Here is a 22,828-nt window from a genome sequence, read left to right as displayed (position 1 = left end):
ATATAATATAAATAATTAGTTTTTAAATTAACTTTAAAAACTTCTCTTAATGCTTGTAGAATATATTTAGTTTGGAATTAGCTTATTCTAAACTTTTAGTATGCATGATAATAATAGCTATAATAAATCACACAATTGTTCTCTATAAAACCCACCACTTTTTGAAAAATTCATGCTTCCTCAAGAGAGTAGAGAAGACTTAAGTTTTGTAGAGGGAAAAAATATGAGCACACCCGTAACATCTTCAGAGAAAAATCCGATAAGTAGCAACATAGATCAATGTAGCAATGTTGAACCAAGAGAATCAAAACGTGAAAAAATAGTAAGAATTGTATGTATTGTTGTTGGAATTCTTGCCACTCTTTTAGTCTTAGTAGGAGTTTCATTATTGGTAGCTGGTACTGTTACTGGAACTCTTTCCTGTCTCGCTCCTGCCTGTGCGCTTATACCTGTAGGGTTGGTATTGGCTTTTGTTGTAGGTCTCTGTGGGGCGAGTCGCGATGCTTCTGATTCTTCTTCTTGTAGTAGGCGAGGAATAAAAAATCAAAAGCTCGCCGATTTTTATTTTGGCCTTGCTGGTGCTTTCAGTCGTCAGCATCATAGAGGGAGAGGTCGGCGTGGTCGCTTTCTCGTATAAAAACTTGAATTTATGTAAAAATAATTTATAATTTTTGAAATGTAATTCAATCTTTTTTTTAGAAGTTAAAGAATATATCATGTTAATTTAAAAAAAATTAAAAGCTCTTGTCTTCTTTTTTATAAGAAGATATTTTTTGTTTTTAATTTTATAAGAATATTGGTATGACGAAACTTAATGTAAGTGTCGTAGAACATCTTCGGCCATTTCCAGTAATAGAGATAAAACCATTTCATCTATCACTAAAGATTCCAGTTGTTTTTTCTTTACTCTCTATGTTTTTGGGCACAGTTCTTCTAATAAGTGCGGCTTTTTGTTTATTTCCTAATGCGATTCCCGCAATTGTAGGGATAATCTTATTTTCTCTTGGATTTCTTATTTTATATATAAAAACCGGTTTGAAATGCCTTATTCCTTCTCTGAGAAAAAAAGAGATTGTCGTTGAGAAAGTTTTTATTCCAGAGACTTCTAAAGAAATTTTATTAGAACTAAAGAAAGTTAAAGCAGAGAAGGAAGAGGCTCTAAGATGTAATGACAATTTGTTGAAAACAAATCAGGAAATGCTTCAAGAATTGCAAAGCCTCCAAGACAAGTGTCGATGCGAATATTTTGAAAGAAGATGCAAAGAATTGGAGAAAACCAGCGATAAACTACGCACAGCTTGTATACAACTTATCGGAGAGGTTGAAAAGTTTTTGGAAGAGAAAGTAGTAACCTTTTGTTCGGATAAAGCTGCTTTGACATCTGAAAAGGAGGAGACCAAACTCTAATAACGAAAAAAGAAAATACTTTTGCTTTATCCTAATTTAGAAAAAATTTTGTTGCAAAAGTCTTAATTTTCTTTGAAATGCAAGACATTCCTTTGCAAAATCTTGTTTTGTTTGCTTCTAAAGATTATAGTGATTTTTTTTGAAAAGGAGTGCTTATGTCTCTAGAGCGCATAGTTCGCGTTGCTGTTACTGGTGGTACTGGACAAATAGCCTATAGCTTTTTGTTTTCTTTAGCTCATGGAGATGTTTTTGGTAGCGATTGTGGTATAGATTTACGAATCTACGACCTTCCAGGAATGGAAAGGATGCTTTGTGGCGTTCGTATGGAGTTGGATGATGGTGCGTATCCTTTGCTGCAACATATTCACGTTACTACATCACTAGAAGATGCTTTTGATGGTATAGACGCGGCCTTTCTTATTGGTGCTGTACCTCGAGGTCCGGGGATGGAAAGAGCCGATCTTTTAAAGCAAAATGGGAAGATTTTTTCTTTGCAGGGAGCAGCTTTAAATACTGCTGCGAAACGTGAAGTGAAAGTCTTTGTCGTTGGAAATCCTGTGAACACGAATTGTTTGATAGCGATGAATCATGCTCCAAGGCTTCTTAGGAAAAATTTTCATGCTATGTTGCGTTTAGATCAAAATCGTATGCATAGTATGCTTGCTCATCGGGCTCAGGTTCCTTTAAGTGAGGTTTCTCAAGTGGTTGTTTGGGGAAATCATTCAGCAAAACAGGTTCCAGATTTTACTCAAGCACAGATTTCAAAAAAACCAGCTACAGAAGTTATTGGTGATCGGGATTGGCTAGAAAATATTATGATTCCTTCAGTGCAAAATCGAGGAAGTGCTGTCATTGAATCTAGAGGGAAATCTTCAGCAGCATCTGCTGCTCGCGCTCTAGTAGAGTCTGCAAGATCAATTTTTAATCCTCTAGAGGGAGAATGGTTCTCTTCTGGAGTCTGTTCGGATTACAATCCCTATGGTATACCTGAGGGCTTGATTTTTGGATTTCCATGTCGTATGTTGTCTTCTGGGGATTATGAAATTATTCCAGGATTGCTTTGGGATACATTTATAAGGAATAAAGTACAAATATCCTTAGATGAAATTTTACAAGAAAAAGCTAATGTAGCTTCACTTTAAGTTCGATTTATAGAGAGTAATTATGGCTCAATCGTTTGATTCTTTAAGTCAACAAGCTTTTAAAAAGATATTTAATAGGCAGAGATTTTTATTTATTTTCTCTAGTTTATGCTGTTTTGGTTTTATCTTCGCTTTGTTTTTGAAATTATGTTCGCAATTTGTTCCAAGTGTATCTTTATCAACATTGAGTCTTGGAGCTTTTTTCTGTGCTTTTAGCGTGGTTTGCGCTTCCGCTGTGATCGTTCAATACTTGTTGAAACAAGAATCTCAAGAAAAATCTTGCTATATTTCTTCAGCTCTATACAAAAATTGGAAATCTCTTTGGTTATCTCTTCTAGTGTCAACGCCATTTTTTATGGCAATGGTAGTAGTCGTTACCGTAGTTATGCTTTCGGTTTTTCTTGGTTCCTTACCTTGGGTCGGGAAGTTTTTTCATACCGCTTTGATTTTTATTCCTTATTTGTCAGCAGCTTCATTGATACTTCTATTTTTGGGAGCTTTCGCAAGTCTATTCTTTTGCATTCCAGCTCTTAGTAATTTTGATAGTATTGATTACATGAAGTTACTAGATTGCTTTAAAGGAAACATTCTCCGACAGTTTTGTGGCTTTGCTATAGCTATATTACCTTTGGGTTTATGCTGTTGGTTAGCCTTAGATTCCTTCTATTTGATGTCGTGTTTAGTTGCTTTGGCAGATATGCATACATGGTCTTTTTTAGCACAGATTTTAGTATTAATTGTGCCCATAGCTTTTATTTTAACCCCTGCAGTAGGCTTTTTTTTCAATTTCTCTTTCGATTTCTATCTTTCGAATCAAAAAGAAGAACAATCTGTTAGTACAATTGCTAAGGAGTGAATAAAAACTCTTTAGCAATATAGGTTGTCGAACCTTTTAGAACAGATTTTGCGAGCATATCCCCAGCAAGGCCATGATATAGAAGGCCTTTCGAACCCAATCCTCCTAAAAACCAAAGCTTTTCCTTGAGTCTCGCTATAATAGGAAGTCGTGTAGAGCTAGATGAGCGCATTCCTGCATAGCAATTTAAGACTTGAGCATTTTGAAGTCCCGGAAATAGAGATAACATAGGTGTCATAATTTCTCGGTAAGCTAATTCTGGATCTGGGACATTTTCTGGTTGATTATGTTCAAAAGTAGCTCCTAGGATACAAGTATGATTGTCGATATTACTGACCATATACTTATGCGCATTAATACTAAAAGGAGGCATAGCCAAGTCTTTAGGCCAGCTAATTTCTAAAAGTTGACCCTTTACTTTTGTTAAAGGAAGTGCTTGAAGTTCTGGAAGAAGATCAGCATTAGCTCCAGGAGTAACTATAATATGATCATAGAATTCTTGAATATCAGAGATATTCTCGATAAGTTCATCGTAAAATTGCGTTCCTAGGTTAGCACAAGCATCCCAAACACCATCAATATAAGCATTATTGTTTATTGTAATGCCGTTCTTAATAAATAATGCTCCTAAGTTTGAAGGGATGACTATACTCGGAAGAGTGATTTCACAACGGGACTTTTCCCACCACTCCACTTCATTTGGAAATTCTTCAGCACGCTTTATAAATAGCTTTGCTTGTTCATCATCCACAGCAGGTCTTAAGATTCCTCGAGATAAGACAATAGGGAGATTTAGAGCTTTACTAGCTTCTGTGATTAGGCTGTGTGTTGTAAGAATACCAAGATCCGCGTAGGGAGGCTTAATAGCTTTTTTCCCTGTAAAAGCATGAAGAAGACCCGAAGACATCCCTGAGGCTCCATGTCCTAGGGGTATAGGATCAAAAAGATCTATAGTTGTTGTGCTTTGGGTATGAAGAAGAAGATGCCAGGTTACGGAAAGCCCTGCATATCCTGCTCCTAAAACGGCTATACGCATAATAACGCTACTTTGTAATGTTTTTGTATTCTCTCAGTATTGTAGGTATTGTTGTTTTGAGAATAGGAGAATAACACATTAAAGAACAGAGAGGATTGCTCTAAATGGAGAATCATAAGTAAAAGAGTTTTCCATTTTTTACTTACTTTATTTAGAGTTTTATTCTTCCCGTTGAGAATAGAAAAATTGCTATTAAGGCTAGGATAGCAATTAAGAAAATCATAAAGACTTCTCTTCTTGCAAAAAAAGTTTTGGCATTTTTTCCTTTTCTCCCAGCTTCTATATAAAAAGGAATTCCCAAAGCGAGCAAAATTACTGCCATAAATAGATATCGCAGACCTCCAGCATAGATAAGCCATAAGGAAAAGAGAGTTCCCAAAAATCCTGTAAGCATTGCTGTTGATGCTTTAACTGGTGATTTTTTTGGAAAATTTTTATTTTTCCCTAGTTTAAATAAGAATACGGAGCTTGTAAAGTACGCAGGAAGAACCATAACTCCTGTAATACTGAGCATAGTATTCCAAGCATCTGAAGAGAAATACACAAGAAATAGAGTGAGTTGCATAAGAGCACTAGTTGTGTATAGAGAGACACTTGGTGATTTTACAGAGTTTTCTATAGCAAAAGCCTCAGGAAAAGTTCCATTTTTTGCCATGGAATAGGGAATCTCGGTAATGATCATAGTCCAAGATAACCAACTGGATAAAATAGCAATAAGAAGACCTATGTTCATAAGGATTTCTCCCCAGTTTCCAACAAGGATTTGTAAAATTCCTGCTGTGGAGGGGTTTGGAATCGCTTTAAGCTGATATTGAGGTAGAGAGCCAAAAGGAAGAATAGAAAGTAGAATATAGATAAGCAAACATCCTATAAATCCTAGAATTGTAGCTTTCCCAATAGAAGAAGAATTTTCTGCTCTCGCAGATAGAACGTTGGCGCCTTCGATTCCAATAAAAGCCCAAAGAGTTACTAACATAGTGTTTTTTATTTGAGAACCTATAGATCCTAAAAGAGGTTGTGTTTTCGTTACTGTTGTTCCTAAAAAATCAGCGTTAAAGATAGAAAGTTTAAAAAAGAATGCTGTTAGAATAATGAAAATTAAAAGGGGTACAAGTTTGCATACTGTTCCAATAATGTTAATAAAGGAAGCTTGTTTAACTCCTTTAAGAACAATAAAATTGAAAAGCCAAATGAGGATAGATCCTCCAATAATGGCAGGGATTGTGTTCCCACCTTTAAAGTATGGGGGAAAAAAATAGTTTAAAGCGTCCATAGTAATGACGGCATAGCCGACATTACCAAAAATTTGACATAGCCAATACCCCCAACCAATCGTAAACCCTATGTAGGGACCGAAGCCATTTCTACTGTACGTGTAGATTCCCCCAGTTAGATCAGGACGTGCTTGTGAAAGGATTTTGAAAGTCCTAGCAATGAAGAACATCCCAAAGCCTGTAAGGAGCCAGGTTAATAAAACAGCTCTCGAACTTGCTGTCGCAGCCATGTTTTGGGGAAGGTTAAAAATTCCTCCTCCAATCATAGAACTGATAACGATACCAGTAAGAGCCAAAGTACTAAGGTTCTTTTGTGTTTTTGTTTTGAAGATCATCGAATTCCTTAATTCACTGTTACTGCATCAGCATTTTCGAAATTTAAGAAGCCTAAAGCTGTTAAACAAAAACCAAATTTCTTTTTAATATTGATATAGTTATAAAAGTATTGAAAATCACTATGTTTTGCAACAGAGCGCAGATTTAGTTCGTGCTGTAAAGATTTTTTTAACCACATTTTTGCATGTGCCTCTGTAATTTCTTCATTGATCCATGTTGGGAAAAATTCGATATATTCTGCAGCCCAACCTCCAATGAGTTCACCATTTTTATTTTGTCCCCAACAAATTCCGATTCCTGTAGCAATAGCTTGTGTTCCCTCTGTCGTTGATGCTCCTCGCCCTGCCATGATGACTTCAAGAACTGCACCATGTTTGAAATGTTTAACGCAAGTGTCAACAGGAACAATATTACCAAAAAGTTCTTTAGGTAAGACTGAGGTATAAGAAACTAAATTGAAATTTTCTATTTTTGCTTGAAGCAAAGCTGTGTCGTAGCAAAAAGTTTCATAAGGTTGTGGAGGCATGCCATCATCAGATTCTCCTACACCTCCTGTATGGAAAGCTAAGGTGGGATAGCGTGTTCCATATGCCATGATTCGACTCCTAGAAATTATAAAATAAGATGAAGATTTAAAAAATTAGATTGCTTCGGATTCCATATACCTGTGAGGTTCTACGTTCTGGGCGAAGTGCCGGATGAATGTAAAGTTGGAAATCTGGAGTCAAAGATAAATGAGGGCCAAAACCTACAGTAGCAAAAGCTTCTACGACAGTTTCAAACTTTCTTATTGTGTCTGAGATATTTAATGCCTTAGGATTAATTTTATTGATTGCACAGCCAAGACTAAGAAGATCTTTAGGGTCGCGTTTTAAAGGGTTTGAAGAGGCAAATCCCCAAGCTATTGAACGGTTTATAGCGAATGCTGTTCCTGTTGCTCCGTTCCATCTTCCGAAAATATAAAGTTTTTCTCCTAGACTTTGTCCGAGATTGAACGACCAGCCCGTTGCTCTTGATGGTTGTTGCGGTACTGAGCGAGTACTGTAAATAAGAATAGAATATTGTCCCCCTCCTAAAGAAATTTGTGGAGCCCAAGAGAAGAAACCATAGAAATTATATTTATTTTTTGTAAGACCGTCAAAATTGAAAGAAGTTCCCGTTAGGTTGTAAGCGTCTTGGCCTCCGAATTGAATTTGAATTTCTGGAATAGGAGAGATCTGTAGATAAGCTCCTATGCTTCCTTGAGAATACGTAGCACTGGCATTTTGTGATAAAGCATAACTAATAAATCCAGATTGTTGATCATTGTCGTATAGTGTTCCGTCTATTGCATATAAACTGTATTGTCCAAGTGTCAGAGTAATTACGTTTCCAGGAAAGGTTTGCGAAAATGTACATTGACCAAGATAGCTTTCTTTTGTAATAAAATCATTGATTCCGGCTATTGTTCCAACGGATTCATTAAGGTGTTTGGCATCATTTTGCCAATAGCGAATTAGAGTATAGTTAAAATCTATGGTTCCAGTTCCTGCTATGGGAGAGCTATAAAGTTCCCAGGAAATATTGGGACTAAAGTACATTTGCCATGAAGGCATATCTTCACGTTGAGATGTTTTTAAGGTTTTTCGAGGATGGACCCATTGAGGCAGAATTGTTAAGTCTAGAGAAATGTAAGAATTTGTCGCTTCTTGAGCAGCGAGTCTGAGTTTTGTCAGGGACATTCCTTCTTGCCAAGCCTGGGAGGAAAGGAAGTTTTTAATAGGGGAAAACACATTTGTACATTCGTGTTTATGTACTATTCGTTCTTGAGTAGGCTGTGCTGGTTTTGAAGACGGTTGATGGTTGTATTTGAATCTGTTTACATAGCGATGTTGATGGTAGTTAGTGGGAGTTACAGCATAAGAAGAAAGCGGTAGCATCCCGCAAGCGCAAAGGCTAGTAAAAAATATAAAACGGAATAAAGCCATGAATTACCCGAAAAGGTACGCGTATTTTTATTTGTGACTCTAAAAAAAAACATTGTTTTTATTCCATCATTTTTCCTGAAGAGATGAGATCTACTTGAGATTATTTATGCAGTTGGTGTCGTAAGAGAAGTGCTGCAGCTTCATTACTGAGAAGTTTTTTTGAGAATGTGTATTGAATTTTAGAGATTTCCGGAAGGTATATTGGCGGCAAATATTTTTGAGCAGAATATGTAATGCCAAAGTAATGAATCCCTCGATTTACACATAAGTCTCCTACGCGTAAAACATTTTCTTCGAGATTGTCTATATAGATAATTTTTTTAGGAGAGAAATCTAGTGCGTCTAGGAAAAGTTGTAATCCTAAACCTTTATGGTATTCTTCAGCAAAAAGCACCCCAGAGTGATACGCTAATTGTTCCGGAAGAGTGTTTGCTTGGGGTGCGGTTTTTGATACAAAGATATCTAAAGATTCAAGTTGCTTTAAAGTAAGATCTTTAGTTCGTCTAGGACGCTCTGTGTATGCAAAAAGAGTTTTTCCCTGAGCTTGGATTTTTTTTATTAGAGTATTCATCGCTACTTCTATAGATTTTACTGAACCCATTTCTTGGATTTCTATCCAGTAAGGAAGTACAGTTTCCCAAGCTTTTTGTTCTGTAAGACCCAGTTGTTGGAATCCTTCAATGGTATTTTGAAGCCAAAGTGTGTGGGTTAAGGCTTCGGCTCCTTGAAATAAAGTATCATCGACATCAAAGATTAACCAAAAATCTTCATTGTCATAGAGAATATCCCCGGCGACTTCGTGAATAGATTTTATCTGAGTGTAACGAGTTGTCGTAGATCCTAAGATGTTTAAAGATTTTCCAAATAAAACAATTAGGATAAGGAATAAGCGCATATAGTTAACCTAAAGAGTTCATGAGATTTTGGACATCTTTACGAAAAAAATTACAAAATTTTTGAGATAGAATTTTTGGAAACCAAAGAGCAAATTGTAAAAGAGCTTGTTCAATAAACATTTCATAACCGTAAAGAACAAAAGAACCTTGTTGTTTTGCAATTCTTGTGTAGTGTGTCTCTTTGGGAAGGGTATTGATATCTATAACGATCGGAGGAAATCTCCAAGGGAAGTCTATGTTTGACGGTAGAGTATTAATTACCATGTCACTGTAGGAAAACTCTTTGAACTCTTGTAGAGAGTAAGCTTTGCCATTGCAGCGTTGTGCTAGTTCTTCGGTATGCTGGCGAGTCCTATTGAAAATATGGATTTGTGCACCGTGATTAGCAAGAGTTGTTGCTATAGCTTTTGCTGCGCCTCCAGCTCCAAGAATAGCAATATGTTGATTTTTTATAGGAATTTTATGGAGATTTAGAAGGTTTAAGATTCCTAATCCATCTGTATTGTGTCCGAAAGTGACTCCTTCCCGAAAGATTAAGGTGTTCACGGATCCACATTGTTTTGCTGTGTCATCGAGGATGTCTACGTAATTTAAAACAGTAGTTTTTAGCGGCATAGTTACGCTTAGTCCTTGAAATGGTAGATTTTTTGCTACTCTGAAAAATTCCGATAATTGTTCTGGAGTAATTGCTAGTTTTATGTAGCTTGCATTTAGATTTAGCTTTGAAAATAGTTTATTATGAGTGATATGACTAAGGCTACGATCTATTGGAGATCCAATGAGGCCGTAAATAGAAGCTCCCTTAGAGATGTTTTTATAGTTATAGGCAAGAAGATCTTGGATATAGGGTTGCCCAGGAGCTACTGGAAATGTATGTACTCCAGCAGCATAGTTTATGGCATTACCAACGAGAGGTGAAAAAATTCTAGAAGCTAAACCTTGCTCTCCAAGGCAGAGGGTTGTTGTATTTTTTGGGAGAGAATATGCTGATTTCATGTACTTCAAGGTTTCTATAGTCGTTTCTGGAGACACAACTATTTTGTAATAGTTTGCTGGTGTGGAGAGCATCTCACAATGGATTTCATGAAGATTTTCATTTTTTTCAGAATGATAAGAAAGGATGATTTTTATATTGGGATAAGATTTTTGAATTTGTTGAAGAACTTCTATAGGGAAATCTTTATCAATATCTAAATATGTCGGAGATAGTGCTGCCAGCTCTTGGATTTTTTTTATCCATGTTGCTGTGGATGGAGCTAAACTCTTCTTAAAAGTACAAATTGGAGATTTTGCTATTGCGATAAGGGAAGAAAGCTCTTTGTTACTTAGGTTTGGCATAGCGTCAATTCTAAGTTCAATGCTATCAACAAGAGGAAGCGAATCAAGAATTTGCTGCTTTGCTTTAGAAAATGATGGACCACTAATAGTGGCACATAAGATTGCATTCATCTTGCAAAACCTTGTAGAGAATTTCCTTATTTGGTGAGGTGCAATAAGCCCCTTCAAAAGAAGCTGCCCGTCCTAGATGTTCTATCATCACTATCCTTAATGCTTTCTTAGAAAGATTTTTTTTATCATATCCTAAAGTGTGAATGATGTTTTCAGGATGATAAAAGTTCTTTTGGAGATGTTGTGGAATAATTGTACGAAGATCTTCGAAAGTTGTTGGAAGATCGAATTTTTTAAGTAAGGTGCAAAGCTGATCCAGAAGTTGGGAATTTTTCATGACCCCAGAAATTAAGGAAAGTTTCATTTCTACCATCATGCCAATGCTAACAGCTTGTCCATGATTTACATATCCCTTAGAGAGAGTTTCTATAGCATGAGCTATAGAATGCCCAAAGTTTAGAATTTTTCGGCGATTTCTATCTTGAGGATCTTCGATGGTTATTGCTGCTTTAATCTGGCAGTTTCTTTTTATAAATTCCCCGAGAATCTGAGGAGAAGAAAATAAAGTGCTACTATGACTGTCTAGAAATTCCCAGAGATAGACATCTGCGATACAACCATGTTTTATAGCTTCTGCAATGCCGTAATGCCACTCTTGTCTTGATAATGTAGATAAAAACTCTGGGCAAATCCAAACATCTTTAGGAAGATAAAATGTTCCTAAGCGATTTTTTAATCCTCGGAAATTAATACCATTTTTTCCGCCAATACAAGCATCTATCATGGCTGTGATTGTTGTAGGGATAAGATAGAGTTGCATTCCTCGACAATAGGTAGATGCTAAGAATCCTGTCATGTCAAGAACCGTTCCTCCTCCAAATCCTAGAACGGATGAACCTGTGGAAATTCCTTGTTCAACAAGTTGATTTTGTAGAGAAATAAAATTTTCCCAATTTTTTTGCTGTTCTCCAGGGGGAAAGGAAAGAAGTATCACTTCATAACCAAGGCTTTTCATGTAATCTAAGACCGGAGGAAGAACTAAGTGTTCTATATTATGATCAGTAATAATGACTACGGGGTAAGCTATTGATATAGAAGAGAAAAGTTTCTTAGTGAAAAACTTGTTTACGAGTTTTGCACTGTGGGGTTGAGTAATTATTGTATTTATCATAATTTAGCACATCGTTGGTGTAAGAGTAAATCTGCAAGGACGAGGTTAAGCATGGCTTCTACAACGGGAGTTGCTCTTATAGCTACACAAGGGTCATGACGCCCTTGTTTTGATGTTGCATAAAAAGCCTTCTCTCCAGTTTTTGTTACTGTTTGGCAAGGTTTGGTAATAGATGAGGTAGGCTTGAATGCTACACGTCCTTCTAAAGGTTGTTCTACAGTGATCCCTCCTAGAGATCCCCCACAATGGTTAGATTGAAGAGATACTTTACCATCTCTTATTGTGAAGGGATCCGTGTATTCCGATCCAAACATCTTTGCTGAAGCGAATCCCGTGCCAATTTCAAATCCTTTTGCTGCTGGAATGCTCATCATAGCACTAGCAAGTAAGGCATGAATTTTTCCAAATAAAGGTTCCCCTAAAGATTCTTGTATTGGAGTGGTAATAAAAGAGACTATACCTCCTAGAGAATCTCCTTCCTTTTGTAATGTTGTTAAAAGCTTTTGAATAGCTTCTTCTGATAGGGGAGATGCGTAAGGAGATTCCTTAATTTTTCTCGAGAATTCCTCTGTTAAGGAGAAGTACTCAGACGTTGTTAAAGATCCTATGGTAGAGAGGTAAGCTAAAGAGAAAATATCGTGATGGGCAAGAAGCTTTGTTGCAACTACACCAGCTGCTACGCGACAAGCTGTTTCTCTGGCTGAAGATCTTCCGCCACCATAGATATCGACTATTCCAAATTTTTTTTCATAAGCGAATTGGGCATGTCCAGGTCGGTACAAGGATTCTTGAGCTTGATATGTAGAACTATCAATATCGACGTTGGATATTTGTAGGGCTATAGGAGTTCCTGTTGTAATTCCTCGACTTACTCCTGATAAAATCTGAACAAGATCAGGTTCTTTTCTTAAGGATGTCCCGATGCGCCCAGGTCTTCTCCGTATCATCGCAGGAAGAAAATCTTCAGAGTTTAGATGAATACCTGCTGGACAACCGTCAATAACGACTCCAAGAGAAGGTCCATGAGACTCTCCCCAGGTCATAAAGGAAAATAAAGATCCAAAACGATTTTTCATTAGATTAGCAGAGCGTAAAGGGCTTCACAAGTCTTTTTCACAGAATCTGGATTTGATAAATTTACATTATCTACAGGAAAAATATAATTTGAAATTTTCTTCATATGCTCTATGCGAGCTTGAAGAATGGCTTCAAGATGCTCTTTGCTTTTGGCTTTCTTTAACCTTTCTGGTAAACCCCGTGCTTGAAGTCTTTTATAAATAATAGGTAGAGGAAGAGAAAGGAAAACTAGAAGACCTTGATTTTGGATTTCTTGGTAAGCCTCTTCATACATAACAGTTCCCCCACCCAAAGCTACTACACAATCATTACTTGGTAATGTTCGTAGAATTTGAGTTTCCCATTGGTAAAATATTTCATTACCGTGAGCTGTAAATATCTCTGAAATAGTGCAGTGTAACCCATGGCCATAGTTCCTTACAATTAAATCATCGGTATCAAAAAAAAAAAGACAGAAATTCAGCAAAAGCTTTACCCAACGAGGTTTTTCCACTTGTAGGTAGACCGCATAGAAATATCTTCATAACTCTCCTGTATTCTGACGCCTAGGGAATTTAAAGTATGAGAAAAGTAAGGAAAAGATTTTTTCACACAGGCAATATCATAGATAATACTATCCCCAGAAGCTCTCATAGCAGCTATTGTTAGTGCCATAGCGATTCTATGATCATTATGGGAGTTTACGACAGCTCCATGTAAAGGGCCGGGATTAATGATAAGCCCGTCATGAGTTGGTTGAATGCAAGCTCCCATTTTTTGTAATTCTTCTGTAATTACCAAAATGCGATCACTTTCTTTGTTCCTAGCATTTTGTGCATTATACAGATGAGATGGAGACTCTGCGAAACAGCATAAGACAGCGAGTATAGGAACAGCATCTATGAATAAATCCATATCTATAGAGCTTCCTGAAAATATAGAAGGGTAGACAATAACCTCTTGAGAGTGAAATTCTATAGATGCTCCAAGTTGTTGGAGTAAGAAAAGCAATTCTTTGTCTCCTTGTGAATCGAACATATCAAGATTATGTATTCGCGTTGGTTCGGATCCTTTGGATAATAGGGCTGCTGCAATAATAAATGCTGTGCTACTGAAATCTCCAGACACAGAATAAGAAAATTCTTTAGGACGAGAATTACCTGGAAAAGAGTAGGTGTTGTTGTTACGTGTGTAAGGTAAAGAAAGTCGTTCAAGCCACCATAATGTTAACGCAAACCAAGGGTGTTCTTTAGGATCGATGATTGTAAAAGAGAAAGGCCCATCTGCTAGTGTACAAGCAAACGCTAGAGCCGAAGCAAATTGAGAATCGCTACCATCCACATCAGTGTATCCTGAGTATAGGGGTCCTTTGAGAGAAAAAGGCAAAGGTGTTTGAGGGGAATATGTAAAAGATGCTCCGAAATTTTCGAGAGCCTCGATTAAAGGAGCCATAGGTCGTCGTTTTAGATAAGGGGATCCTGTGAATGTGATATGTTTGGAAAACATGCATGCTAATGCTGTTAGAAAACGTAAAGCTATGCCTGAGTTTCCTGCATCAATTATAGAATGATCGGGGAAGCGAGGATATGTGGTTCCGGTAATTTCTAGGGTTGTCGGAGATCTCTTTATTGTTGCTCCCATTTGCTTGCAAGCATGTAGGATTGTTATTGTATCGGGAGAATCTAGATAGTTATGAATGAAAGAAGTTCCTTTTGCCAGTGCGGCCCAAAGAATTGCTCTGAGAGAGTGAGATTTTGACGGAGGAACACTTACATTTCCACAAATAGAAGATGTCGAAACTTTATAAGTTAGCATCGTCAGGCGAATTTATTACTTTATTAGCAAATAAGCTTGCCTGAAGAGCACATTTGTCGTCTAAGAAAATCCTAAAAATTCATTAAATCCCAACAGAGGTCAAAAGAGTATTTTCTAAACTTGTGACAAGTTGTTGGCAAAGCTCTGCTTCAAATTTACAAGCATATTCGAGAAGCTCTTCTCCTTGAGGAATAGTTGATAATTCTTGAACCATTTCTGCAAGGTGACCCTGTTCTTCTAAAATAATGGATTTTACAGAGACTTTACTTGAAAAAGCTTTCAAGATGTCATGATAAAGAGGGTAGAGCTCAGAAGCTCTAAGTTCTATAGCAAAGGTGACTAAGATATATGCTGTAGTTTTCAGCGCTTGTCCTGATAAAGCATACTTATTTTTTAGAACTTTACACATCCTTAAATCTAAAAGATGAAGATAATACTTTGTTATTAGTCCACCACAAATACTTGCTTTCTCATAGTTTGGAAAAGGTTTTGAAGTGATTCTTGAAATTTGCGATTTCATATAGTGGGCGTGTCGGAATTCTTCATAAGCATGTTTTAAAACTTCTTTTTTTACTTCTATGGGATGTTCGCTTGCAGCAATTTTCTTAGCTCCGCAATTTTCTAAGAATGACAACGTATTTACCCACTTCGCATGCAGTTCTTCAGAAGCAACGATTTTTTCTAGTAAAGGACTCCAAAGAGAATATAGAGAGCGAAATTGTTTTTTTTCTATTATTTTAGACATAGAGCCTCCTGTAATTGAGAGTAAATGTATGCAAGTTCTTCTTCCTGAATGCAATAGGGAGGAAGTATGTAGAGAGTATTTCCTAAAGGGCGAAGAAGTATCCGACGTTCAAGGAAAAAATTATTCAAAGAATCTCGATATTTAGAAAAATAATTTTTACTTTGTTTTTCTGGGAAATCTAGGGCAAGTATAGTTCCTAAGACCTCGCATCTTGACCATTGAGAACCATAATTTTCTCGGAATTTTTGATGAGAACATTCTATCATTTGTCTTTGCTTGAGGCATTGTGGAGACAAGGTAAGATCTAAAGAGGCTAACGCTGCAGCACATCCTAGAGGGTTTCCTGTATAAGTGTGACCATGTAAAAAGGCTTTGCTCCTATCTTGCGAGATAAAAGCTTGATGGATTTCTTCCGTTGTTATAGTTAGGGCTAGAGGAAGAAAACCCCCGGTTAAACCTTTCGATAAGCAAATTATATCGGGACAGACACTCATATATTCTGAAGCAAATAGGGGGCCTGTACGCCCAAATCCTGTTAAAATTTCATCTGCAATACAAAGAATCCCGTGATGTTTTGCTAATCTTAAAATTTCATCGAATCCTTCAGGATTGTAGATAAGCATACCACTAGCCCCTTGTAGTACAGGCTCGTAAATAAAGGCAGCAATATCCCCTTTACTAAAAATTTTTTCAGCTTCGGTTATAGCTAGTTCTTCTTGACCATAGTAAGGAGGAAGTATCTTTTCACAGGGAAGAAGGAGATCTTCAAAAGGGGCCGAAAAAGAACTTTGTGCTGAAACTGACATGGCTCCAAAAGTATCTCCGTGGTAGCCATTTTTTAGAGATGCAAACCGACGTTTTTTAATTCCTTGATTATGAAAGTACTGTATAGAAATTTTTAATGCTGCTTCAACAGCTGTAGATCCGTTATCTGAAAAGAAAAAATGCTGAAGTTGCTCAGGAAGAAGTGGAGAAAGTTTTGTTACGAGATCTATTGCTGGAGTATGTGTAAAATTTGCAAAAATGACATGTTCTAAAATATGAGCTTGCTCACTAAGTTTTTGCACTATGTAAGGATGAGCGTGCCCATGGAGGTTACACCACCATGATGATATAGCATCAAGATATTTTTCTCCAGATTCTGAATAGACATAGACTCCTTCTCCTTTAGATATGTGAATAGGAGTGGGATCTAGACCATGTTGAGAAAAGGGGTACCAGATAGAATGTTTTCGAATTTTTGATTGTGAGACCATGGCTCTCTCCAATTATTTGCGTAATGTTGCACTACTCTGGGAGTAATTTCTTGTTCTTGATGTAGACTACCAAGTAAAGAAAGATCTGTCATTTCTACCATCCATGACCTTTCCTCTTCAGAATAACCATTTAAAATCATTCCCAAGATGTTAAGATTTCTTGAACGTAAAGCTTCAAGAGTTAAAAAAGTATGATTTATACTTCCAAGATAAGCTCTACTAACAAGTAGCCAAGAACATGGCCACGAAGCAAAAATGTCTCCCTGAAGGTGTTTCTGAGCGCAAGGGGATAGAAATCCTCCTGTAGTCTCAATAATTAATGGTGCGGAAGTTTGGGGAAGTCGAAAGTTTTCGGTTTCTATAGTGATATTATCGATTTTTGCTGCTTGATGAGGAGAAAGAGGCTCTTTGAATCTGTAAGCTTCGGGATGACAGTAGGCTCCTGAAAGCTTATTGACTGTAGAACTATCCGTATTGTCCAAAGATCCTGCTTGGATAAATTTCCAATACTCTGCATTGAGCATTCTTGTAAGGATTGCACTTACTACAGTTTTTCCGACTTCTGTATTGATTCCTACAACAATTATACGCATAGAGTTAATGCCTTTGAAATAATAGATAGTAACTGGGATATTTCTTCCTTAGTGTTAAAAGTATGTAAGCAAATACGCAATAATTCTTGTTTCTGCTTTACAGTAGGGCTAAGAATTGGTCGTACATCAAAGTTAAAAGATCGCAATTGTAAAGCAACGTCGCGGACTCGAGACGTTCCAGGAATACAAATAGATTGTATCTGAGAGTTTTCGTTTACTTTTTGTAGAGGAACATCGAGTTTTATAGCTTGCTTACGAAAGAAAGAAATTAAATTGGTTAGGTATTTCCGAAGCGATGAAGAAATCTCATTATGTTTGTAAGCTGCTTTTATAGCAATGAGAGCACTAGAAGGCAGTGCTGTGGTATAGATAAAAGGTCGACAAAAATTGATGAGATAATTTTTTAATATCGTACTACAGGTTATGGCTGCTCCATGAACCCCTAAAGCTTTGCCGAAAGTATATAAAGTAGCAAAAACTTTGTTTTGTAGCCCTAGATGAGTTGTCAAGCCTTCTCCATAATTTCCAAAGATACCAATAGCATGAGCTTCATCAACAATTAAAAAAGCTTCATAGTGTTCACAGAGCTCTTGAATTTTCTGAAGGGGAGCAATGGATCCAATTAAAGAGTACACAGATTCTACACAAACAAAAGTTCGTCCTGCCCAAGGTGTTGCTAAGCGCTGTTCTAAATGGTATAGATCATTATGTCTAAAAGGAAAGCTTTTAGCTTTACTCAGTCGGATACCATCGTGTATAGAGGCATGAATATGAAAATCGTGTAAAATTCTGTCTTGTACTGTTGCTATAGTTGAAATTAGTCCTAAATTTGCTGTGTAACCTGTATTAAAAATCAAAGCATTTTCAGCTTTATGATACTTCGCTATTAAGATTTCAAGATCTTCATATTGTTTAGAGTGACCTGTGAGTAGACGTGAACCTGTAGCTCCTAGTGTTTTTACAGATTTTATTCTGTCAAAGATTTCAGAATGTAATTCTAAGGATTGAGCAAATCCAAGATAATCATTAGAGGTAAAGTCTATAAGATGAGGAAAAGTTGAAAGCTGGCGATAGGTGTTTTTCGCTTTACTCTGCTCTAAAGCTTCTTCTAAGAATCTGTAGGATGACATGAGGGATTTCCTCTTTGTATTGAAAAGGAGGGACGAGGAATCATTCCAAGTGCTTTGATCATCTCAGCATCTTCATCTACATCGTTGTTTTTAACAGTAAGCAGGTTTTCTCCATAAAAGATAGAATTAGCTCCACTCAAGAAACACAAGGTTTGTTTCTCTATCGAGAGAAACGCTCGTCCAGCAGCAAGGCGTACCATGGACTTGGGAAAAGCTATCCTAGCTGTTGCTATAGTTCGTAGTAATTCCCAGAAATCTATAGGAGGTTGATCTTGTAAAGGCGTTCCCTCAATAGGATAAAGCATGTTTATAGGGATAGATTCTGGAATATGGTCTCTAGTGGCTAACATGTAGAGAAGTTTAATGCGATCATCTGCGGATTCTCCCATGCCAACAATGCCTCCGCAACAAGTGCTAATCCCCGATTTATTAATCACATTAAGAGTATCGAGACGATCTTGGTATGTTCTAGTAGTGATAATTGTTTGATAAAATTCTGGAGAACTATCTAAATTGTGATTATAGGCATATAATCCTGCATCATAAAGTTTTGCTGCTTGAGCTTCATTTAGCATTCCTAAAGTACAGCAAACTTCAATACCCATATCTGTAATAGCTTTTACTATTATTAGTACTCGGTCAAAGAAGTAGTCGTCTTTGACATTCCTCCAAGAAGCTCCTAAGCAGACTCGCGTAACACCAAGTTCTTTTGCTCTTTTTGCTCTTTCGAGAGCATCTACGATTTTCATCATCGGTTGAGCTTTGACATGTGTTTGATATCTTGAAGACTGTGCACAGTAAGCACAGTCTTCAACGCAACCTCCAGATTTTACTGAAATAAGATAACAAGTTTGAAGTTCCGAAGGGGGGAAGTTTTTACGTAGAGCTGCATTAGCTTTATGAATAAGCTCGAACAAGGGAGAGTGATATACTTCCTGGAGTTGTTCTAAAGTCCAAGGGTGAGGATTTTCATTCATGAGTTTCCAGTAAACAACTTAAGAGATTAGGAGAAGAATTTTTACATGGAAAAGAGTGAAAGTCAATAGGAACCAAACCTTTAAGTCGGTTTTTTCTAGAGTGCTTTTATAGAATAAAATTTTATTAATTATCTTAAAATATTGAGGAATATATATGAGAAGTTTTTTTATTAATACAATACTAAGGATAATCAGACTTTGAATTTGTTAATTTAAATCTTTTAATGCTTATGAGTAGGTGTTTAAGAAATTTATTCAAGAATAGTCCAAAGGTTGGGGTTTGACCATTAAGAAAACTTGCTTGTAATACAAAAAGTTTTAAAGGTTATCTGCCAATAGGTAAAAGAGAATAATTTAGATAGTGTGTAATGGAACCCCTAAGATAACTAGAGATTTTATTGTTTATTATTTTACTAGTCAAATGCAATAAGAAGACGATTCTTATCATAAGTTCTATGTTTTGAATTTTTCTAAGGCGTTTAGAAGCAAATAATTTTCAAGCAAAGCTTTCTGCAAAGATAAATTGAATCTCTTTATATGCATATTGTACTATGCATTTCTTTTGTCTGGGATAATGATGCGTGTAGGTCTTATAGGATGTTTAGGGAAAATGGGTCGATGTATAGCATCTCTATTGGAAAAGGATTCTCATTATGATTTAGGACCAGGATTTTCTCGTCATAACGAATATTCTTTGCAAGACGTCATTGAAAATAATGATATTCTTGTAGATTTCTCTTCTTCAGAACTTACAGATCTTTTAATGGATGCTTTACTTTGTTCTCCTAAGCCTGTAATTCTCGGTACTTCTGGATTTCCTGGAGACTGTAGAAATAAACAAAAGAAGTTAAAACACCTTGCGCAATATGTCCCTGTTGTTGTGTGTCCCAACACGAGCCTTGGCGCTGTAATTCAAAAATTATTGGCATCTCTTCTTTCACAATGGCTGGATGATCGTTATGATATCCGTATTAGTGAAACTCATCACAAGCATAAACGTGATACTGTTTCTGGAACTGCTCAGGATTTGATTTCAGTAGTATCTAAAGCAAAACAAGAGTTTTGGGGATTAGATTACGCATTAAAGGGGGCAGAGAAAAAAATCGAACTGCATGTATCTCGTGTAGGAGATATACCAGGAGAGCATGAGATTTCTTTTATTAGTGATGAAGAACACATAATTCTTCGTCATACCGTATTTTCTCGAGAAGTTTTTGCTCGCGGTGTTTTACATATTTTAGAATGGTTAAAAACTGAGTTGCCAAAACCCGGTCTTTATGGACTAGAAGACATTTTTAAGCTTTCTTCAAAGGTTGTCAACATCCCTTGCTTAAAAAAGTAAGCTGTTATTAGAATACATCATTAATATAGGTTCTTGTAATTGCCACAGAGGAATTGTTAGCTGTTACTGTTTCTTACACAGCTTATCGCTATATCTCCCCATCAGACAATCTTCAGACAAGAGGAAATGGAAAATCATGCGTGTCGCTATTTTAGGCGCTACAGGGCTTGTGGGTCAGAAATTTGTAGCCCTATTACAAAGACGCACAGATTGGAAAATTACAGAAATCGTTGCTTCAGAAGCAAAATACGGGCGATCTTACGATTCCGTATGTATTTGGCAAGAGCCTTTGGCTTCTCTTTCTCCATCTGTGGGGGAATTAGTTATACAAAGAGTCGAAGAATTAAAAGCTAAAGTCATTGTTTCTTTCCTTCCTGCAAGTATAGCAGAATCCTTAGAAGCGTATTGCTTATCTCAAGGAAAGGTAGTATTTTCAAATGCTTCAGCTTATCGAATGCACCCCCTCGTGCCGATTCTTATTCCCGAAATAAACAAGGATCATATGTCTCTTATCGATAAGCAGACTTTCCCAGGAAAGATTATCACAAATTCTAATTGTTGTGTCTCTGGAGTTGCTCTTGCTCTTGCTCCTTTACTTATCTTTGGCTTAGATCATATACATGTTGTTACTTTACAATCCGCAAGTGGTGCAGGCTATCCTGGAGTGCCTTCTACGGACCTTCTTTCTAATACAATTCCTCACATTGTTGGTGAAGAAGAAAAAATTCTTCGTGAAACTCAAAAAATTCTTGGAACAATTACACAACCTTTAACTTGCAAGCTTTCAGTAACCGTACATCGTGTGCCCGTAGTGTATGGTCATATGCTGTCTTTACATGTATCTTTTGTTCAACCTGTAGATATAGAAGAGATTATTTTATGTTACCAAAAGAAGAATCAAGAATTTCCTAAGACATATTGTTTATATGATGATCCTTGGTTTCCTCAAGCACGCAAACACCTGACTCACGATGATATGAGAGTGCATATTGGACCTATTACCTATGGAGGAGACGCATGTACAGTCAAAATGAATGTTTTAATACATAATCTTGTTCGTGGAGCTGCTGGAGCTTTACTTGCGAATATGGAAAGCTATCGCCAACACTATCTTAGGGATGGAGTATGCCTTCGATAGTTTATAAGTTTGGAGGAACGAGTTTAGGATCTGCAGAATGTATTCGGGCTGTTTGTGATATTATCCACAAAGATAAACCGAATTTTGTTGTCGTGAGCGCCATCGCAGGAGTCACAGACATGTTAGAAAGTTTTTGTTCTAGATCCGAAATAGAGCGTCAATCTCTTTTGGAAGAGCTTAAAAAGAAACACGAGACTATAGTTAGAGATTTAAATATAGCTTTTCCCGTTGTTTCATGGACATCGCGTTTGCTTCCCTATGTGCATAAACATCACTTGTCTGCCGTAGATAAAGCTAATATTCTTGCTTTAGGAGAAGATCTTTCTGCGTCCCTAGTTCAGGCTGTGTGTCTTAATCGCTCCTTAAATATCCAATTTTTAGAAGCTCGAGAAATTATCTTAACGGATAATAATTATAATCGAGCGACCCCAAATCTTACCCTTATGAAAAAATCATGGGAAAAGAAAAAATTATCTTTGGAAACTAGCTACATTACTCAAGGTTTTATTGGAGCTAGTCGTTCTGGGGATACTACAGTGTTAGGTCGTGGAGGAAGTGATTATACTGCAGCCTTACTCGCAGAAATTTGTGATGCGAATGAAGTGCGCATTTATACAGATGTGGATGGAATCTACACTATGGATCCCAAAATTATAGAAAAAGCCCAAAGAATCCCAGAATTAAGTTTTGAAGAGATGAAAGATCTCGCTCATTTTGGTGCTAAGGTTCTTTATGCTCCTATGCTTTCCCCTTGTATGCGAGCTGGAATTCCTATTTTTGTTACTTCAACCTTTAATCCTTCTAAAGGAGGAACTTGGATTTATGCTACAGATAAAGAGGTCAACTGTAAGTCTAGAATCAAGGCTCTTTCGCTACGTCAAAATCAGAGTCTTTGCTCTATAGATTATAGTTTCTTAGGGTGTAGGGGACTTGATGATATTCTTCAAAAATTTCAATCTTTCGGGATTTTTCCTGTATTAATGACGACTCAAGATAACATTGTCGCATTTGTTTTAGATGATGATGATGTTTCTCAAGAGCAACAGCAATGTCTTCTGAATACGCTTTCCACAGTGGGTATTGTGAGACTTTATCATGATTTAGCTTTGATCACAATGGTAGGCTCCGGCCTTTCTTCTCCTCAAATAATCTCAACAATAACAGAAAAGCTAAAGGTTCAGCCAGGGCCTGTTTTTTGTTGTTGTCAAAGTGCTAAGACTTTGAGTTTTGTTGTCTCTATGCAGTTTGCAGAAAGTATTATAGAACAGTTGCATAATGATTATGTAAAACAGAACTTGTAAT

21 protein-coding genes and 1 pseudogene are annotated in these 22,828 nt (G+C 36.8%); 7 read left to right on the top strand and 15 right to left on the bottom strand.

Annotated features, from left to right (window positions below):
- Positions 1–223 precede the first annotated feature (223 nt).
- The 4 genes from JMS40_RS04590 (at position 224) to JMS40_RS04575 (ending at position 3,405) form a co-directional block, all read left to right on the top strand.
- Entirely contained in the window at positions 224–637 is a 414-nt protein-coding gene (locus tag JMS40_RS04590) for a hypothetical protein (protein ID WP_201457092.1), read from the top strand.
- A gap of 164 nt (positions 638–801) precedes the next feature.
- On the top strand, positions 802–1,407 hold the full coding sequence (locus JMS40_RS04585; protein WP_201457091.1) for a hypothetical protein: 606 nt from the start codon (positions 802–804) through the stop codon (positions 1,405–1,407).
- A 155-nt stretch (positions 1,408–1,562) separates the two neighbouring features.
- On the top strand, positions 1,563–2,549 hold the full coding sequence (locus tag JMS40_RS04580; RefSeq protein WP_201457090.1) for a malate dehydrogenase: 987 nt from the start codon (positions 1,563–1,565) through the stop codon (positions 2,547–2,549).
- Between the two features lie 22 nt (positions 2,550–2,571).
- Positions 2,572–3,405: a hypothetical protein gene (locus JMS40_RS04575; RefSeq protein ID WP_201457089.1), complete on the top strand. Its 834-nt coding sequence runs from the start codon at positions 2,572–2,574 to the stop codon at positions 3,403–3,405.
- Here JMS40_RS04575 and JMS40_RS04570 read toward each other — a convergent pair.
- The 15 genes and pseudogenes from JMS40_RS04570 to bioB form a co-directional block, all read right to left on the bottom strand.
- Complete coding sequence (locus JMS40_RS04570) at positions 3,395–4,441, bottom strand: FAD-binding oxidoreductase (protein ID WP_201457088.1); 1,047 nt, start codon at positions 4,439–4,441, stop codon at positions 3,395–3,397. The genes JMS40_RS04575 and JMS40_RS04570 overlap by 11 nt on opposite strands.
- A 151-nt stretch (positions 4,442–4,592) precedes the next feature.
- A complete protein-coding gene (locus JMS40_RS04565; RefSeq protein WP_201457087.1) occupies positions 4,593–6,050 on the bottom strand; it encodes an amino acid permease in 1,458 nt (485 codons plus the stop codon).
- An 8-nt stretch (positions 6,051–6,058) separates the two neighbouring features.
- Positions 6,059–6,646, bottom strand: a complete 588-nt coding sequence (locus tag JMS40_RS04560; protein WP_201457086.1) for a pyruvoyl-dependent arginine decarboxylase — start codon at positions 6,644–6,646, stop codon at positions 6,059–6,061.
- Positions 6,647–6,683: 37 nt separating this feature from the next.
- Positions 6,684–8,018 (bottom strand): carbohydrate porin, encoded by a 1,335-nt coding sequence (locus JMS40_RS04555; protein WP_201457085.1) that lies wholly within the window; start codon positions 8,016–8,018, stop codon positions 6,684–6,686.
- Positions 8,019–8,118: 100 nt separating this feature from the next.
- Positions 8,119–8,913, bottom strand: coding sequence for a DUF2608 domain-containing protein (locus JMS40_RS04550; RefSeq protein ID WP_201457084.1), 795 nt, complete (start codon positions 8,911–8,913; stop codon positions 8,119–8,121).
- 4 nt (positions 8,914–8,917) lie between these two features.
- Positions 8,918–10,354: a bifunctional 3-dehydroquinate dehydratase/shikimate dehydrogenase gene (locus tag JMS40_RS04545; protein WP_201457103.1), complete on the bottom strand. Its 1,437-nt coding sequence runs from the start codon at positions 10,352–10,354 to the stop codon at positions 8,918–8,920.
- Entirely contained in the window at positions 10,335–11,474 is a 1,140-nt protein-coding gene (gene aroB, locus JMS40_RS04540) for a 3-dehydroquinate synthase (protein WP_201457083.1), read from the bottom strand. The genes JMS40_RS04545 and aroB overlap by 20 nt, the downstream gene beginning before the upstream one ends.
- Positions 11,471–12,550 (bottom strand): chorismate synthase, encoded by a 1,080-nt coding sequence (aroC, locus tag JMS40_RS04535; protein ID WP_201457082.1) that lies wholly within the window; start codon positions 12,548–12,550, stop codon positions 11,471–11,473. The genes aroB and aroC overlap by 4 nt, the downstream gene beginning before the upstream one ends.
- Positions 12,550–13,075 (bottom strand): annotated as a pseudogene (locus JMS40_RS04530) (shikimate kinase). Before JMS40_RS04530 ends, aroC begins: the two are co-directional and overlap by 1 nt.
- The gene (aroA, locus tag JMS40_RS04525) at positions 13,023–14,345 is read right to left on the bottom strand and encodes a 3-phosphoshikimate 1-carboxyvinyltransferase (protein WP_201457081.1); all 1,323 of its coding nucleotides are present in this window, start codon (positions 14,343–14,345) and stop codon (positions 13,023–13,025) included. The pseudogene JMS40_RS04530 and the gene aroA overlap by 53 nt, the downstream one beginning before the upstream one ends.
- Positions 14,346–14,427: 82 nt before the next feature.
- The gene (locus tag JMS40_RS04520; protein WP_201457080.1) at positions 14,428–15,090 is read right to left on the bottom strand and encodes a hypothetical protein; all 663 of its coding nucleotides are present in this window, start codon (positions 15,088–15,090) and stop codon (positions 14,428–14,430) included.
- Positions 15,078–16,346, bottom strand: coding sequence for an adenosylmethionine--8-amino-7-oxononanoate transaminase (bioA, locus tag JMS40_RS04515; protein ID WP_201457079.1), 1,269 nt, complete (start codon positions 16,344–16,346; stop codon positions 15,078–15,080). Before bioA ends, JMS40_RS04520 begins: the two co-directional genes overlap by 13 nt.
- Entirely contained in the window at positions 16,283–16,939 is a 657-nt protein-coding gene (gene bioD / locus JMS40_RS04510; protein WP_201457078.1) for a dethiobiotin synthase, read from the bottom strand. Before bioD ends, bioA begins: the two co-directional genes overlap by 64 nt.
- Positions 16,930–18,069, bottom strand: a complete 1,140-nt coding sequence (locus JMS40_RS04505; protein ID WP_201457077.1) for a pyridoxal phosphate-dependent aminotransferase family protein — start codon at positions 18,067–18,069, stop codon at positions 16,930–16,932. The genes bioD and JMS40_RS04505 overlap by 10 nt, the downstream gene beginning before the upstream one ends.
- Positions 18,048–19,046, bottom strand: coding sequence for a biotin synthase BioB (gene bioB / locus JMS40_RS04500; RefSeq protein ID WP_201457076.1), 999 nt, complete (start codon positions 19,044–19,046; stop codon positions 18,048–18,050). Before bioB ends, JMS40_RS04505 begins: the two co-directional genes overlap by 22 nt.
- Before the next feature lie 577 nt (positions 19,047–19,623).
- On the opposite strand from bioB, the gene JMS40_RS04495 reads away from it, so the two are divergent.
- The 3 genes from JMS40_RS04495 to JMS40_RS04485 all read left to right on the top strand — a co-directional run bounded on the left by JMS40_RS04495 (position 19,624) and on the right by JMS40_RS04485 (position 22,827).
- Entirely contained in the window at positions 19,624–20,388 is a 765-nt protein-coding gene (locus tag JMS40_RS04495; RefSeq protein ID WP_201457102.1) for a 4-hydroxy-tetrahydrodipicolinate reductase, read from the top strand.
- Positions 20,389–20,524: 136 nt separating this feature from the next.
- On the top strand, positions 20,525–21,526 hold the full coding sequence (gene asd / locus JMS40_RS04490) for an aspartate-semialdehyde dehydrogenase (RefSeq protein ID WP_201457075.1): 1,002 nt from the start codon (positions 20,525–20,527) through the stop codon (positions 21,524–21,526).
- Positions 21,514–22,827, top strand: coding sequence for an aspartate kinase (locus tag JMS40_RS04485; RefSeq protein WP_201457074.1), 1,314 nt, complete (start codon positions 21,514–21,516; stop codon positions 22,825–22,827). Before asd ends, JMS40_RS04485 begins: the two co-directional genes overlap by 13 nt.
- Position 22,828: the final 1 nt, after the last annotated feature.

It is taken from the genome of Chlamydia sp. 17-3921, from assembly GCF_902705545.1.
GTDB lineage: Bacteria > Chlamydiota > Chlamydiia > Chlamydiales > Chlamydiaceae > Chlamydia.
The sequence above is the reverse complement of the archived record's forward strand: the minus strand, read 5'-3'. Positions and strand labels throughout refer to the sequence as shown.

Excerpts from the sequence above, each read along its gene's own strand:
- JMS40_RS04505 (WP_201457077.1), bottom strand. The coding sequence starts at position 18,069 with ATGTCATCCTACAGATTCTTAGAAGAAGCTTTAGAGCAGAGTAAAGCG.
- JMS40_RS04485 (WP_201457074.1), top strand. The coding sequence starts at position 21,514 with ATGCCTTCGATAGTTTATAAGTTTGGAGGAACGAGTTTAGGATCTGCA.
- aroC (WP_201457082.1), bottom strand. The coding sequence starts at position 12,550 with ATGAAAAATCGTTTTGGATCTTTATTTTCCTTTATGACCTGGGGAGAG.
- JMS40_RS04565 (WP_201457087.1), bottom strand. The coding sequence starts at position 6,050 with ATGATCTTCAAAACAAAAACACAAAAGAACCTTAGTACTTTGGCTCTT.
- JMS40_RS04570 (WP_201457088.1), bottom strand. The coding sequence starts at position 4,441 with ATGCGTATAGCCGTTTTAGGAGCAGGATATGCAGGGCTTTCCGTAACC.
- JMS40_RS04555 (WP_201457085.1), bottom strand. The coding sequence starts at position 8,018 with ATGGCTTTATTCCGTTTTATATTTTTTACTAGCCTTTGCGCTTGCGGG.
- JMS40_RS04560 (WP_201457086.1), bottom strand. The coding sequence starts at position 6,646 with ATGGCATATGGAACACGCTATCCCACCTTAGCTTTCCATACAGGAGGT.
- aroB (WP_201457083.1), bottom strand. The coding sequence starts at position 11,474 with ATGATAAATACAATAATTACTCAACCCCACAGTGCAAAACTCGTAAAC.
- bioB (WP_201457076.1), bottom strand. The coding sequence starts at position 19,046 with ATGAATGAAAATCCTCACCCTTGGACTTTAGAACAACTCCAGGAAGTA.
- JMS40_RS04520 (WP_201457080.1), bottom strand. The coding sequence starts at position 15,090 with ATGTCTAAAATAATAGAAAAAAAACAATTTCGCTCTCTATATTCTCTT.
- aroA (WP_201457081.1), bottom strand. The coding sequence starts at position 14,345 with ATGCTAACTTATAAAGTTTCGACATCTTCTATTTGTGGAAATGTAAGT.
- JMS40_RS04495 (WP_201457102.1), top strand. The coding sequence starts at position 19,624 with ATGCGTGTAGGTCTTATAGGATGTTTAGGGAAAATGGGTCGATGTATA.
- bioA (WP_201457079.1), bottom strand. The coding sequence starts at position 16,346 with ATGGTCTCACAATCAAAAATTCGAAAACATTCTATCTGGTACCCCTTT.
- JMS40_RS04575 (WP_201457089.1), top strand. The coding sequence starts at position 2,572 with ATGGCTCAATCGTTTGATTCTTTAAGTCAACAAGCTTTTAAAAAGATA.
- JMS40_RS04590 (WP_201457092.1), top strand. The coding sequence starts at position 224 with ATGAGCACACCCGTAACATCTTCAGAGAAAAATCCGATAAGTAGCAAC.
- asd (WP_201457075.1), top strand. The coding sequence starts at position 20,525 with ATGCGTGTCGCTATTTTAGGCGCTACAGGGCTTGTGGGTCAGAAATTT.
- JMS40_RS04550 (WP_201457084.1), bottom strand. The coding sequence starts at position 8,913 with ATGCGCTTATTCCTTATCCTAATTGTTTTATTTGGAAAATCTTTAAAC.
- JMS40_RS04580 (WP_201457090.1), top strand. The coding sequence starts at position 1,563 with ATGTCTCTAGAGCGCATAGTTCGCGTTGCTGTTACTGGTGGTACTGGA.
- JMS40_RS04585 (WP_201457091.1), top strand. The coding sequence starts at position 802 with ATGACGAAACTTAATGTAAGTGTCGTAGAACATCTTCGGCCATTTCCA.
- bioD (WP_201457078.1), bottom strand. The coding sequence starts at position 16,939 with ATGCGTATAATTGTTGTAGGAATCAATACAGAAGTCGGAAAAACTGTA.